Source organism: Pseudomonas sp. NPDC087690, assembly GCF_044743175.1.
GTDB lineage: Bacteria > Pseudomonadota > Gammaproteobacteria > Pseudomonadales > Pseudomonadaceae > Aquipseudomonas.
Window position 1 is genome coordinate 20,155 of record NZ_JBIUVX010000015.1, and the last position, 13,913, is coordinate 34,067.

Consider the following 13,913-nt stretch of genomic DNA (forward strand, 5'->3'; position numbering starts at 1 on the left):
GCGCACCTGCGGGTCTTTTTTTGCCTGCGATAACTATGTACCACCTGCCGCCACGGCCACTGACCTAACGTGCTGTCGTCCGGCGCTGCGCATCGCAGCGGCCGCAAACGTCAGCCAAGGATATGGTCATGTCAGAGAAACCGGCGCCCAGCGCCATCGATGTACTCAGCCAACTGGTGAGTGGCCCGTCGCTCAGTGAAGTGGCAGCGAACGCCTTGCTTCCTGCCCTAGTAAAGTTATACCCGCAACAGGTCATCGATCCGACATTGGCCATTGTTGCCACGCCGTCCTGGCACTCCGATGGCCGGCAAATCGTCGCGGGGCCTTACCATTTCGAGTCGCTCACCGATGCACTGGTACGGCTGGCTCTGTCTGGCACCGCGATCACGCTCATTGACGGCGAACATTTTCTTACCGAACAACCGGACGTCATGCCTTGTGTCCAGTTACCCGTAGACATCGAAGCGGTTGGCGCCTTGCTCAACGAACTCGCCCCGCTGCTGCTCACGGCGCTGGAAGAACAGCAGATCGACTACTGGAACGAAACCATCAGCCCTTCCGTGCCGCGCTGGCACCAACTTTCAGAGACCTTGCAGCAGGTCTGGAACGTCAGCGCCGACAACGGTTGGGATGCCGATCAACGGGCAATGGCGCTAGGCGTTTTCAAGAACCCGGACAAAACCGAACGAGCGCTCGAGGACACCTATCAGACTCGTACCTGTCTGATCGATCTTGATCTGGGCGATACCACCGACCGTAGCCATCTCAATGTCCTCGACACGGCTGTTCTGCTCGGCAGCAAAGGCGAACGGACCATCATCCTCACGCATTCGGTTCCTCAGGGATTCCAGTGCTTCGACAGCTTTACCGACCTGGAAAAGTCCTTGCAGTGGCCTCTGCAGCCCGGCGCCGATGCGCTTCAAGTGCAATGGCGGCTATTCGAGCCAACAGGCAATTTTTTCGATCAGCAAGCCTGCGCGCTGATTGCGCTGGAAGCCCAGGCGATCGGCGAGGTCGACTTTTTCAAAAGTCGAAATGACTCGATTGCTCTCGCCCATCTGGGCAGCGGTGCCAGCCCGGCCGCCGAGTCAAACCTGTCCCGTCGCTTCACCCACACCGAACACGCCCTGCCGTCCTGGCTGGACAATGCCTCGCCCGCAGACCAGACCCGGTATAGCCGGCACCTGCTGGATCTGGTGGCCGTGCAGCAGCAGAATTCGGGCAAGAGTTTTCAGAGCGAAATCCCCGATATCCAGGCCTTTACCCTCGACAAGCTGAAAAAGGCGATCGATCGCACACCGACCCAGGACTTCAAGCTGCAAGACGTGGAAATAACCGATACCAGCGTTGTGGTCTGGGGCACGTTTGTCGCACCGGAGCAACCGCAGACCCTGACCTTGTCCCTGGTTGATCTGGCGCTGCAGAATCTCGCCGGCCTGCCACTGGGCGACCTGTCGGTGCGCTACCGCAACAGTTCGACACCGGTGCCGACATGGATGACCGCCACCTACCTGAAAAACCTGGTCACGTCGGTCGATATCGGCAAGACCTATCCGCAGTTGCTCGAGCAGCGCCTGGTCGAAGACAAAACCCAGGCTGCACGCCTGCAGCAGCTCTACAGTCGTCAATTGCCCGTTGAATTGTCGTTGCTGGCGCTGCAACACAAGATCCGCGGCGAAGCAGGTATCGATGAACAAGGTTATCGCTACGTCGTGGCGGCGCTGGCTGTGGAACCAACGGACAGGCGTGTCGATGGCGAGGATATCGTCGTGCGCCCGCTGGCGTTCGTCAAAAGTGATAAGGCCAGCGATAGCGCAGACGAAGTGCTCAACATGTTCGTGATCGGCCCACGCGATGCGGACAAGGGGCCCTGTCTGCTCTATCGTCCACTGTTCGATGTACCGCTGCTGCAATACCCGTCAAGGACAAATCTGCTGTATGCGATCAAGCATTCGACCACACTGCGCCAGTCGGTACTGGCCTGGTTGCCGGACAAGGTACGCTTCGATTATTCGCAATACGTTTTTCCCGGAACCCTGCCTTCGGTGTGGACCATTCCGCAACTGTTGATCGATCCCGGCTCGGCAGATGACCGTGCAAACGTGACTATGTCTGGCCAGGTGATCGAGCCGGAAGTATTGGCAAGCCTGTTCAAAACCAACACCGAGGCACTGATCACTTTGGCCGATCGCGTGTCGGTGTCGAATGTCGAAGCCCGCTGGGCCACACTCAAGCGCGGTGGCTGGGCACTGTTCAATGCGGCGCTGCCGTTTCTGGGGCGTAGCGTCGGTACTGCGGCGTGGATCTGGCAAATAATGGACGACCTGCAAGAGGTCACCGATGCACAAAACCAGCAGCAACCCGTGCCCTGGACCGCGCTGACCGACATCCTGCTGTCGCTGGGCATGGCGCTCGCGCATCGAGCGGCGACACGCAAGCAACCGCAGCGAGCGCCATCCGGCGTTCTCCCCGAGAAAACCCCTCCAGCCAGCAAACCCGCAGCGCCCGCGAGCATTCGCTTCAATCGTCTTGCGGACATCAGTGGCGCTGAACTGCCGGGCAATCACGAGCTGTCGCTGCACGTGCTCGGAGCCCTGGAACAATCGTCTTCGAACCTGGGCACGGTACTCGACAGCCTGAAGGTGAACCGACCGGAACCACTGGCAACAGCCGCGACCGAAGGCCCGTACCGCCATCTTCGCAGCGCCGGGCAAAAGTGGTACGCCAAGGTCGGCGAACGCTGGTTCGAAGTCGGTCTCAATGACAATGAAGATGTGCAGATCATCGACACGCGCCAGCAACCCATGCGCACCGGTCCGCTGTTGCTCGCCAATGCGCGTGGGCAATGGTTTGTCGATTTACGCCTGCGCCTGCGCGCCGGCGGCCTCAACAGTCAACGCCAAAAATTGTTGAAACAGAATGCGAAGAAGTTAGAGCAGAAAAAACGCGACATTGCTGTATTCGACGCCGGCCTGGCTGGCAAGCGCAGCGAGTTGGTCAACGTTCGACGCGCCATGCTGGAGGCCACCGAACAAAATGCTGAAAGTGCCCGGCAGACGTTTCTCGATACGCTCGACGCTCAAGCAAAGGAATACAGCGCTAACATCGACAGCCTGAAAGCGCTGAATCTGCTTGAGGCGATACCCAACTACCGCAGCGCAATGCTCGAACGCCTTTCCCTGCAATTGTTCCTCATGCAAGGCTGGATCGACGAGACCTACACGGCATTTCGCGAAAGCCTTGCGCAGACACTCGTGCTGCTTGACGAGGACGCCAGCGAGGCTGCTGCAGACCGCTCCGAACCTTTCGCAAAGATGGCTGAGCTGACGCAGGGCATCATCGACAAAATAGAATTTGCCCACAGCCGTTTCGCCGAGTTGAACCTGCTCGGCAAAGAAGCCGTCGATGTCGCCCGTCAGTACAAAGCCAGGCTGCCCAGTTTCTCGCTGGAAGATTTGAAGATGCTGCAAATCACGTTGGGCCAGGAACTGTGTCTGTCGGCCGAAGCGGGAGAGTTTCGCGAGGGTGCACGTGCCGCCCTGGAAAGCCTCGTCGAGGATGCCTCTCTGAACATTCAGAGCGTAATCGACCTGAGCGCCGAAGAAAGTTTCAACCAGCTCGGTGAGCGCGTTGAGGCGATGAACAATCTGGTGGAACAGTTCGACGTCATCGATCAGAGGTTCGGCGATCTGGTCAGTGAATATCCACAGTACGTGATCAGCGAACGACTGGAGCAAGTGAAGCGCCACGTCGGCGAATTCCATCAGAATGCCGTACAGCACCTGTCCAATCTGTTGCGCGAGCAACGTTTGGTGGAGCCGGTCGCCGGACCATCGAAATCGTCACAGCCCCCCGCGCGTAAAATCATCAAGACCCGCTACAAAGGCACACTGGTCGGTCAGCCAAGGCGCAGTGACGGCGGGCAGGACGGCGATCTGGTCGATGTGGTGGCGCCATTGACCGGTAAAGTGATTGCCACTTTTCACGAAAAAACCCCGGGCAACTGGGTCGAGAGAGTACCTGCCAAACCGGTCGGATTGCCAAGGCCAGGCCCCGGGCTTTCGAAGAGCCTGCAGAGCGCCAGGGAATTGCTCGACGAACTGCCAGCCTTCAGGCAGCGCACCCAGTCACACATGGCACGGGCGCAACGCAATCCCACGGAGATAGAGGAGATCTATTATCTGCACGCCACGCGCCTGCGCGATGCCATGGACAAGATCGACAAAGCACTTACCTCTGGCAATCACGTCGAAAGCAAAACCGCTTCCGCCACCGAAGTGCGTCAGCAACTCGAAAGCGAAGCCACAGCCCTTTATGCCACGGGTCGAACCGCAAGGATTGAACTTACCAAACAGCAGCCCCCGACTGCGGCGCGAGTCGAATGGTTGTACAGCAAGCAAGAAGTGACGATTACTCGATCCACCGAACGCCGCCGGCTCAAAGGCCCACGCAAAGACTATCTGCTCGAATACCCGATTCTCGACAAGCAGGGCGGTAAAGTCCTGTGGTACGCCCACTTCCACTACGCAAACCTTGACGACCCGTTGCCGTCATTCACCGCCGCGCATTTGAAAACCGTCGAGCAGCGTCGGCTGGGCGGTGCCTATGTCGAGCGTGAGGGCCGCAGTAATCAGGAACTGATCGCCATCCACCGCAGCGTCATAAGCCATGCCCAGGCCGCTTCATTGTTCTTTTCCTGATCACTCAACCGGATCAATTGCCCGCCATGTGCGGGCTTTTTTTTCATCCTATATATATCTACCACCCGTGCTGTTGGACGCCTCGCTAATGTCCGTGGCAGGCGGCATTTGCCGCACCGTCCACCTTCTAACCGGTGTCTACCCAATGAGTGAATCTACCCGAACGATCATCGCCCCGCCGCTGCTCAAAAAAAGCCGACTGGTGGAACAGACCAGCGGCGGACCGACCTTGCAAGAGGCTGCTGTAGAGATGCTGCGCAAAGCCCTGAAGAAAAACTTTGCGCAATTACAGGTCGCTCCGGACGACATCATGTTAATGACTCCTGTCTGGCACCAGCAAGGGCAGAAAATGCTCAGTCACAGCAGCCGATTCGAATCCCTGCCCCACGTATTGGCGCGCTTGGCGTTTACCGGCGAGACTGCCAACTACATAGAAGGTGAACACTTTCTGACGTTGGCGCCCGAGATGGAAGACCCGGTCCATTTACCCGTCGGTATGGATGCGATCAGTGAAATGCTCAACGAAAATGCGCCGGCATTGTTTCTTGCTTTCGCCCAAAACCAGTTGGACTACTGGAACGCCACCGAAGAAGAAATACCGCGCTGGCAACAGCTGGCTGACACCCTGAAAGAAACCCTTGATGTGCAGTCGATCAAAGGCTGGGATACCAACGAATGCAGCCTGGCACGCCATGTCTCGGCATTTCCGGAAAAAGCCTCGCGCGCAACAACCCACGCAGGCCTGTCTGATGTGCGTGCCAGCCTGATCGATCTCGACCTCGCCTTCGAACTCGCGGAGGCCAATCGGACCCGGCATCTGATGGTCGCCGGTGCGCTGGTGTTGACGGCGAAGCTGGGCAGCCGGGAGCTGGTCACGATGTACACCATCGATGAAGGCTTTGAATCGTTCAGCTCGCTGGCGGAGCTGGGCGCCACCCTGCCTGAGCGAATCGACATGGAGCTGAGCGGTCAGACCTTGAAATGGCGACTGTATGAACCCGATGGCAATATCTTTGATGCCTTGGTTCGGGCACTGGTGAGCTGCCAGATCGATTCGATCGATGCGCTTGACCCGATGAGCCGCTCGCCGCTGATCAGGTTCATTTCGCCTCAAGAGCACAGTGGCCGTGAGGAGATAGCCGGCGATGGACGCGTTGGACTTCTCGACGAGGCCATCCCCGACTGGCTGATTGCCGGATCACTGGACGATATCCAGACCTACAGCGGATACCTGACGGAATTGGGCAGGCTCAGAGACGCCGACAGCGATGCATTCGACGTCAACAAGATTGCACTTATCGCCGACTATGCCCAACAGCAGATGCGCGAAGCCATTACTGCCGCCAGGCCCGCCAAAGAAACAGCACTACTGCGTCCGGATCAAGTACGGATCACCGTCACCCAGAGCTTTGAGGCCGGCGGATTGACCCTGCCCGATCCCTTCAGCACTCGCGTGCAGACACTTGGCGAATTCGCTCTGCATAACATCCGGCCCTACCTCGCCAAGATCGCCTACGCTGATGCGACGCCCACACCGGGCTGGCTGACCGTGGATCTGCTGGTGCGTCTGGCAGACAAGGTCAACATCGGCGAAAATTATCCGAAACTGATCAAAACCAGTTTGATCGACGATGCGCCACAGGCGCGTCTTTACCAGACCCGCTACTGCCGGCAGTTACCACTGCTGCTGCCGCTGCTGGCGCTGGAATGCAAACTCAAGCGCCAGGGCGATGTCGACGAGCGGGGTTACCGCCAGGTTCGCCAGTTGGTCAAATCGATTGCCGATAACAGCGCCGTCGCTGACTGGCCTGTGCAGATCCGCCCCTTGGCGTTCATGCCGCGCTTTCGTTTGGGCAGCACCCCCGACACCGTCGCGAACATGTATATCATCGGCCCACCTGCGGGTAAGGACGGCCCTTGCCTGCTCTATCGGCCACTGCTGGATCAACCGTTGCGGCAGTTCCCCTCTGCGCAGAACATGCTGTATGCGCTCTACCAACCCGGCGAACTGCGCGACTCGGTACTGGCCTGGCTGCCCAACCGATCCTTGAGTTTCGACTACGCCCAATACGTTTTTTCGAGCGGCCTGCCCTCGCCGTGGACCATTACCGAGCTGGCTTTCGAACCCTTCATCCACCTCGATCTGACGGCCGCCGTAAACCTCGCGGACACGCCGCTGAGCGCTGACATTTACACAACCCTGTTCACCAGCCACAGCCAGGCGCTGGCTGATCTTGCCGATCGCCAGTCTACCTCCAATGCCGAGCGCCGCTGGGCGATCCTGGCAGACAGCAGTTGGGCGATTTTTAGCGTCGCTGCCAATTTTCTCAGCGGCCCGGCAGGCACCGCTGTCTGGGTCTGGCAAACCATCGCCCAGATCCAGCAGGCGCAGGATGCCCACGAGCAGGGTGATACGTATGCTCAATGGTCATCGATCGGTGATGTTCTGCTGACGCTGGGCATTCTGCTTGGGCAACGCATCGCTGTTCGCCGGCTTCGGCTTTCCAGCCCGCGGAGTGAAAAAACAGCGCTCAAGCATGCGTCGGGCACAGAATTGCCCCCTCCTGCGCCGCTGCTACGCAAGGAACCGAAGATTACGCATGACAACACGCCCATCACGACTCCACTGCCCGAGGCTCATCTTTCCCTGTTGGCGCCGGCGAAACTGACGCGCATCGACTCGCAAAGCGCCTTTTTGAAAACCATCGATCATATGAAGGTGACCAAACCCTCCCTCCCCGAAGGAGCGCGTCCCAACGCCGATCATCTCTATGCATCCGAAGGCAAGCTCTATGCCCAGGTTGGCGAGCGCTGGTTTCAAGTCAGCGCACAAGTCGACGAGCCTGTATTCGCCCTTGATCCCGCCGACCCTGCTCATCCGGGTTTGAGCATCCGTTTCGACACGCAAGCTGCTCGCTGGCACTGGGAACTGAGGTTGCGCTTGCGCGGCGGTGGACCGACCGGGAGGATCGAGGCGCTACGCCGCGAAAAGGCCAAGCGCAAGGCTGACACGTGGCAGGTACTGCATCGGTTCATCGAACAGGAAGCCGGACGCAAGGCCGACCTGAGCGAAGCCTTGGAGCCCCTGAACGAGGCTGACGAGCAAGCACCGCTGTCCGAGGCTGAAATCACGCTCTACATCACCAAGGCCGATGAGCTCGCCAGCTCCTACACCGGGGCGCTGGCGACACTGGAGCAGTGGCGTGAAGCCGGCGGTGCCGGGGTGTTTTATCAATCGCAACTGATGCGCATGACCGTCGAACAGCATCGCTTCCTCAGCGGCTGGATGCGCATGAAGCTGCGCGAATACGCAAAAATCGTCTTGCCACAGATCAACCCGGCAGAGCCAGCGCAAACCCGTTCACGCCAGACCCAGATGACCGCGGGACGCAACGCCATTGCCGTAAGCGACGAAATGGTCGAACGCCTCGATCAACTGCACGCTTCGCTCGAAAGGCTCAACCATCACTCCGGCGCAACCCAGAACGTCGCGGGTGACCTCAGGAGGCTGCTGCCTTCATTCTCGCGTCGAGACCTGCACGCCAATGAAATCGGTATGTCCATCGAGCTGTCATTGCGCGATGCACCGGACAGCACTCTGGATCCGCTACGGCAACTGATTGTGCCGATTTTCGAGGGCGCCGCCGACGCCGGGCATGGTTTGGCCGAGCGCCGCAACAGGGCACAACCTGCCGAGACACAAGCCGTGGCGGTCGTGAGGCTCAGTGCGCTGGTCGACCGTCTGGCCGATGCCAAACGGCGCCTGCAAGAAGTGTTCGACAGCTCCGCCGCGCAACTGCAAACCGAACGCTTCCTGCGGGTTCAGCAGTTGGTGGAAGGGTTTCATGAGATGGCACGTGAGGCCCTGCTCAAGGCATTGCCGGAACCTGAAGAGCTTCCGCTTGCGGCGATGGCCAGACTCGAACCGACCCCCGCGGCTTCGCGCGCGGTCGGGCGGGTCAACCGGGCACGGCCACAGGTCATCGAACCTCGCAGGGCTGCTCCAGAACCCGCGCCGGTAGTCGAGCAAATGCCTATCGTGCGCGCTCCGGCCAGGCGCATGTTACCTGTAACGGCTCTGGGCGACGAACCGCTGGTGGACAACGCCATGTCGATGATCGCCGGACTCGAAGCGTTCATCAAACGCCTGCGCATCGATGCGCAACGACCCTCGCGAATTCCGGCTGACATGAAAGATCTGTTCGATCAACAGGCCACTCGCCTCGATCAGGCGGCGGTGAGTGTCGATGAAATATTTGCGCGCAGAAGTGCCGATTTTCCGATTGCAACTTTGGCTAGCGAACTGCGCACGGCCGCGACACGTTTGCGCGGCGAAGGCATCAGTATCTACGGCAGTATGCTTACCGGCCGCAGGCCGCGAGAAAGCTATCTGCAGTGGTTACACGAGCACAATCTGGTGCAGATCGTCAAAGACGAGCGTGGCCGCATTCGCACGAAACAACGCAAAGATTTTTTTCAGGAATATCGGATCCTCGATATCAGCCGCCAGAACAAAACCCTTTGGGTCGCACACTTCCATTACGACAAACTGGCTGATCCGGATGAGCACTTCACTGCCGCGCACCTGAAGTTTGCCGACAGTTATCTGCAAAATCTGCCGAGCAAATCACGCCAGGAGCTGGAGCACTTCGATGCGGTGGATAATCTGCTGCGCCGGATCGTCACTCCAGCGGTACGGGATCTGTTTCTTCATCCTCAACAGGCGGGCCCCGCCGAAGCGTAAAACCCTGATGCGGTCACTCACACCAGACACTGCGCAAGCGTGCCAGAGCCGCTTCAATTTGCGGCTCCGGCACCGCGGCGAAGCCCAGTACCAACCCGGCGCCCTGCTGCGCCGGTCGAGGCGAGTCGGGTAACCAATAGCTACTCAGGCCATTGACCTCGACACCCACTTGTTCGGCCAGGGCAATCAACTCACCTTCGCGGGCGACGTTCGCCACCGGTACCGTCAGGTGCAAGCCTGCGGCTACCGCCGGCAAGCTGCCAACGTCGGCAATATCTCCCGGCCAATGCGCCAGCAAGCAGTCGCGCCGGCTCAGGGCAGCACGACGCATGCGCCGGATGTGCCGTTGAAAGTGCCCAGCGGCCATGAACTCAGCCATCACCGCCTGAGTGCTCACCTCGGAATGGCGCACATCCACCGCTCGCCGCCTGGCGAAAGCTTCGACCAGCCCAACCGGCAACACCAGATACCCCAGGCGCAATGCCGGAAATGCCACCTTGCCGAATGTCCCGACGTAAATCACACGGCCCTGACGATCCAGCGCCGCCAGCGGGGCCAGTGGTGCGCCGCTGTAACGATACTCGCCGTCGTAGTCGTCTTCGATGATCCAGCCTTGGCTGCGCTCAGCCCAGGCGAGCAGCTCCAGCCTGCGCGCCAGGCTCATCACAACTCCGGTCGGGTACTGGTGGGAGGGGGTGACATAGGCCAGCCGACAATCGGCAACTTCAGCCAATGCGCGACAATTGATGCCCTCTTCATCCACCGGCACGCCATGCAAGCGACCGCCCGCTACCGCAAAGGCGTGACCGGCGGCCCGGTACCCCGGATTTTCGATCCCGACCACATCGCCGGGTTGCACCAGCAGCTGTGCACAAAGGCTAATGCCCTGTTGCGCACCACTGGTGATCAGAATTTGCTCAGCAGAACACTGCATGCCGCGCGAACTGCGCAAATAGGCCGCGATCATGCCGCGCAATCGCGCATCGCCTGCCGGATCGCCGTAACACAGTTGCTGTAAATCCGGTTTACGCCAGAAAGCCGCGTTGAGCTTGGCCCATACCTCAAAAGGAAACAGATCAAACGCGGGCACACCGACGCGAAAAGCACGGGGCGGACCACTCGGAGGCAGGGCCAAATGGTTCTTTTCTATACGTGCGAACGTATCGCTGTGGATAACTTTACTGGATGAAACAACAGGTAAATCCAGCCAATTTGTGGATAAGGCTGTGGGTAAGCCTGTTGAAAACCCTGTGGATACTTTTGTGGATAGTTTTTTCGGCGAGCTTGGCGCTTGGGGTAATTGCGCAACGTAAGTGCCGTCCCCTACTCGCCCCTCGATGAACCCCTCGGCATACAACTGATCGTAGGCGCGCACCACGCTATTGCGAGAGATGGCCAATGCCTTCGCCAGATCGCGACTGGCCGGCAAACGCGTACCGCTGACCAGACGTCCATCCAGCACGCGCAGGCGCAAAGCCTGATAGAGCTGACGACTCAAGCCCTGACGGCGATCGAGCTCGATTCCGGCCGGATTGAATGGCATCGAAAGGGCAGTTTGCTCAGGCATGGCAATGGACCTATGAAATTGGTCATCAATGGCTCTTACAACAGACCAATAGCCTGCCTAGGATGCAGGCATTCGCCAAGGAAAATCTGTCCATGTACACGCCACGCGCCTTTGCCATCGAAGAACTGTCCCAACTGCACGAACTGATCCTCGCCACTCGCCTCGCGATTCTGGTCACCCACGGCGAAAACGGTCTGCAAGCCAGCCATGTGCCGGTGCTGCTGCATTGCGAGCAAGGCGAGTACGGCACGTTGTACGGGCACCTGGCCCGCGCCAACCCACAGTGGAAAGACCTGCGCGACGGCGCCGAAGCCATGCTGATTTTTGCTGGCGCCGACGCCTACATCAGCCCGGGCTTTTACCCGAGCAAGACCGAACACGGCAAAGTCGTGCCGACCTGGAACTACATCGCCGTGCATGCCTATGGCCACGCCGAAACCTTCAGCGATGGCGGGCGTCTGCTCGACATCGTCAGCACCCTCACCGACCGTCACGAGGCCGGCCGCGCCCAGCCGTGGTCAGTCGACGACGCGCCTGCCGATTACATCGACGGCATGCTCAAAGCCATTGTCGGATTCGCCATTCCTATCGACCGTCTCGAGGGCAAGCGCAAACTCAGCCAGAACCGCAGCGCCGAGGACATTGCCGGCGTGCGCGAAGGCCTCGCTGCCAGCCCCGAAATCAACGACCAAACCCTCGCCCGCTTGATGCGCTAAGGAAATCACCATGAGTCAGATCGAGATTCGCCAGGTCAGCGCCGCCGACCGCGCCGCTTGGTTGCCGCTGTGGCAGGCCTACCTGCGTTTCTACAACACCGAACTGCCGGACGCGGTCACCGACAGCACCTGGCAACGCTTTCTCGACCCGAGCGAACCGACCCACGCGGCATTGGCCTGGGCCGATGGCAAAGCCGTGGGCATGGTGCATTACATCTATCATCGCTCGAACTGGAGCATCGAAAACTCCTGCTACCTGCAAGATTTGCTGGTCGCTCCAGAAACTCGAGGCACCGGCGTAGGCCGTCTGCTGATCGAACATGTTTACGCCACCGCCAAGGCTGACGGCTGCGGCAAAGTGCACTGGCTGACCCACGAAACCAACGCTACCGCGATCCAGCTCTACGAGCGTATCGCCGAACGCCCGGGTTTCATCCAGTTTCGCAAAGCCATTTAAGGAGACGCACGCATGAGCATTTCACCGGCCGACTGGAAAGGCGTCCCCGCCCCCACCGCCACCCTGCTTGAAGGACGCTTCATCCGTCTGGAACGACTCGACCCGGCGCGTCACGCCGACGAGCTGTTCGCCGCTCTCGAAGGCCCCGGTGCCGATCCGAAGCTGTGGGATTATTTGCCCTATGGCCCCTTCCCGGAACGTAACGTTTTCAACACTTGGCTCAACAACCACGCGGCTGCCAGCGACCCGTATTTTTTCGCTGTCATCGACCGCGCCAGCGCTCAGGTGCAAGGCATCCTCAGCCTGATGTCGATCGTCCCGGCCCAAGGTCGCATCGAGATCGGCCACGTCACCTTCGGCGCGCCGATGCAGCGCTCGCCGAAAAGCACGGAGGCGGTTTACCTGCTGGCCAAGCACTCCTTCGACCTTGGCTACCGCCGCCTCGAATGGAAATGCAACAACGGCAACGCCCGCTCCAAGTACGCCGCCGAGCGCTTGGGTTTCAGCTTTGAGGGGGTGTTCCGCCAGCACATGGTGGTCAAGGGCCAGAACCGCGATACCGCGTGGTACTCGATTCTGGATGGCGAGTGGCCGGCGATTGCGGCAGGGTTCGAGCAGTGGTTGTCCGACGAAAATCAGACACCCGACGGGCAGGTGAAAGGCTTGGTTGAGTGCCGTTCCTGATTATCTGAAAGCAAAAGATCGTCCGAACGCGGCCCGAGCCTGCGGCAGCTCCTACACGGGATTGACGTTCACCCTGTAGGAGCTGCCGCAGGCTGAGATCTTTTGATCTGTTTTCAGCCCAGCTTTTGTGCGAGCACCGCAATATGTTCCGGCCCGATCCCGCAGCAACCGCCCAAATGGCTGGCACCGCGCTGTTGCCAATCAATCGCCCAGTGCAAGTAACCCGGTGGATCGAGGTCTTCGCGCAACGGATCGAGTCCGTCATTGGCAGTGGCCTCTTCGGGCTGCGGCGGAAATGCATTGGCGTAAGCGCCAATATGAATGTTCACCCCCAGACGCTCGAAGGTTTCACGTGCCGCGTCGATCGCTACGCCAATCACTTCCGGCTGGCTGCAATTGAACAACAACGTCTCGACGCCCAACTCAGTCGCCACCGCCGCCGCTTCGGCGACCGGCTCACCAGAGCGCAGGCGCGGCACTTCATCGGTGTTTTCATCCTTCAAAGTGAACGACAACCAGAACGGTTTGCCATCCTTCGGCAACCCGGCGTGTATGGCTCGCGCCTCGATGATCGAACTCTGGGTTTCCGCCAGCCACAGATCAACATGCGGTGCCAGGCCATTGACCAAGGGCGCCAGCAACTCGGTCACTCGGTCGGCGTTGAACAGATCCGGACGATAGGAGCCAAACAGCGGCGGCAATGAGCCGGCCACCCGCACGGACTCCCCCGAGGCTTGCACCGCACGCCGCGCCAGCTCACCGGCCAACGCTGCCAGCGCCTGCCCTTCAGCGGCGAAACGCTCTTCACCAATATGGAACGGCACCACGGCATAACTGTTGGTGGTAATCACATTGGCGCCACTGGCGATATAAGCCGCGTGTACCGCCTCGACCGCTTGCGGTGCTTCGCTCAATGCCAGCGCCGACCACTCCGGCTGACGAAATGGCGCTCCGGCGCGCTGCAACTCACGGCCCATGCCGCCATCGAGAATAATCGTGCTGCCTGCGCCCATATGCTTTTCACTCATATGCTTATGAAAATAAC

At 59.7% G+C, this 13,913-nt stretch carries 7 protein-coding genes; 5 read left to right on the top strand and 2 right to left on the bottom strand.

Going from position 1 to position 13,913, the window contains the following annotated elements; translation table 11 throughout:
* The first annotated feature begins 128 nt into the window (after positions 1 to 128).
* Complete coding sequence (locus ACIPIZ_RS16330; protein ID WP_401166082.1) at positions 129 to 4,700, top strand: dermonecrotic toxin domain-containing protein; 4,572 nt, start codon at positions 129 to 131, stop codon at positions 4,698 to 4,700.
* A gap of 145 nt (positions 4,701 to 4,845) precedes the next feature.
* A complete protein-coding gene (locus ACIPIZ_RS16335) occupies positions 4,846 to 9,444 on the top strand; it encodes a hypothetical protein (protein WP_401166083.1) in 4,599 nt (1,532 codons plus the stop codon).
* Positions 9,445 to 9,457: 13 nt separating this feature from the next.
* Here the strand turns inward: ACIPIZ_RS16335 and ACIPIZ_RS16340 are convergent, their stop codons facing one another.
* Positions 9,458 to 11,011, bottom strand: a complete 1,554-nt coding sequence (locus ACIPIZ_RS16340; protein WP_105704701.1) for a PLP-dependent aminotransferase family protein — start codon at positions 11,009 to 11,011, stop codon at positions 9,458 to 9,460.
* A gap of 92 nt (positions 11,012 to 11,103) precedes the next feature.
* On the opposite strand from ACIPIZ_RS16340, the gene ACIPIZ_RS16345 reads away from it, so the two are divergent.
* From ACIPIZ_RS16345 to ACIPIZ_RS16355, 3 genes are read left to right on the top strand one after another with little or no spacing between them, the layout of a single operon-like run.
* Positions 11,104 to 11,727: an FMN-binding negative transcriptional regulator gene (locus tag ACIPIZ_RS16345; protein ID WP_401166084.1), complete on the top strand. Its 624-nt coding sequence runs from the start codon at positions 11,104 to 11,106 to the stop codon at positions 11,725 to 11,727.
* Between the two features lie 10 nt (positions 11,728 to 11,737).
* On the top strand, positions 11,738 to 12,184 hold the full coding sequence (locus ACIPIZ_RS16350) for a GNAT family N-acetyltransferase (RefSeq protein ID WP_064389620.1): 447 nt from the start codon (positions 11,738 to 11,740) through the stop codon (positions 12,182 to 12,184).
* Between the two features lie 12 nt (positions 12,185 to 12,196).
* A complete protein-coding gene (locus ACIPIZ_RS16355; protein WP_401166087.1) occupies positions 12,197 to 12,868 on the top strand; it encodes a GNAT family N-acetyltransferase in 672 nt (223 codons plus the stop codon).
* 113 nt (positions 12,869 to 12,981) lie between these two features.
* Here the strand turns inward: ACIPIZ_RS16355 and ACIPIZ_RS16360 are convergent, their stop codons facing one another.
* Entirely contained in the window at positions 12,982 to 13,881 is a 900-nt protein-coding gene (locus ACIPIZ_RS16360) for a homocysteine S-methyltransferase family protein (protein WP_401166089.1), read from the bottom strand.
* Positions 13,882 to 13,913: the final 32 nt, after the last annotated feature.

What these genes read in the sequence shown, in the direction of transcription:
- ACIPIZ_RS16345 (WP_401166084.1), top strand. Translation starts at nt 11,104, where the DNA reads ATGTACACGCCACGCGCCTTTGCCATCGAAGAACTGTCCCAACTGCAC.
- ACIPIZ_RS16330 (WP_401166082.1), top strand. Translation starts at nt 129, where the DNA reads ATGTCAGAGAAACCGGCGCCCAGCGCCATCGATGTACTCAGCCAACTG.
- ACIPIZ_RS16350 (WP_064389620.1), top strand. Translation starts at nt 11,738, where the DNA reads ATGAGTCAGATCGAGATTCGCCAGGTCAGCGCCGCCGACCGCGCCGCT.
- ACIPIZ_RS16335 (WP_401166083.1), top strand. Translation starts at nt 4,846, where the DNA reads ATGAGTGAATCTACCCGAACGATCATCGCCCCGCCGCTGCTCAAAAAA.
- ACIPIZ_RS16360 (WP_401166089.1), bottom strand. Translation starts at nt 13,881, where the DNA reads ATGGGCGCAGGCAGCACGATTATTCTCGATGGCGGCATGGGCCGTGAG.
- ACIPIZ_RS16355 (WP_401166087.1), top strand. Translation starts at nt 12,197, where the DNA reads ATGAGCATTTCACCGGCCGACTGGAAAGGCGTCCCCGCCCCCACCGCC.
- ACIPIZ_RS16340 (WP_105704701.1), bottom strand. Translation starts at nt 11,011, where the DNA reads ATGCCTGAGCAAACTGCCCTTTCGATGCCATTCAATCCGGCCGGAATC.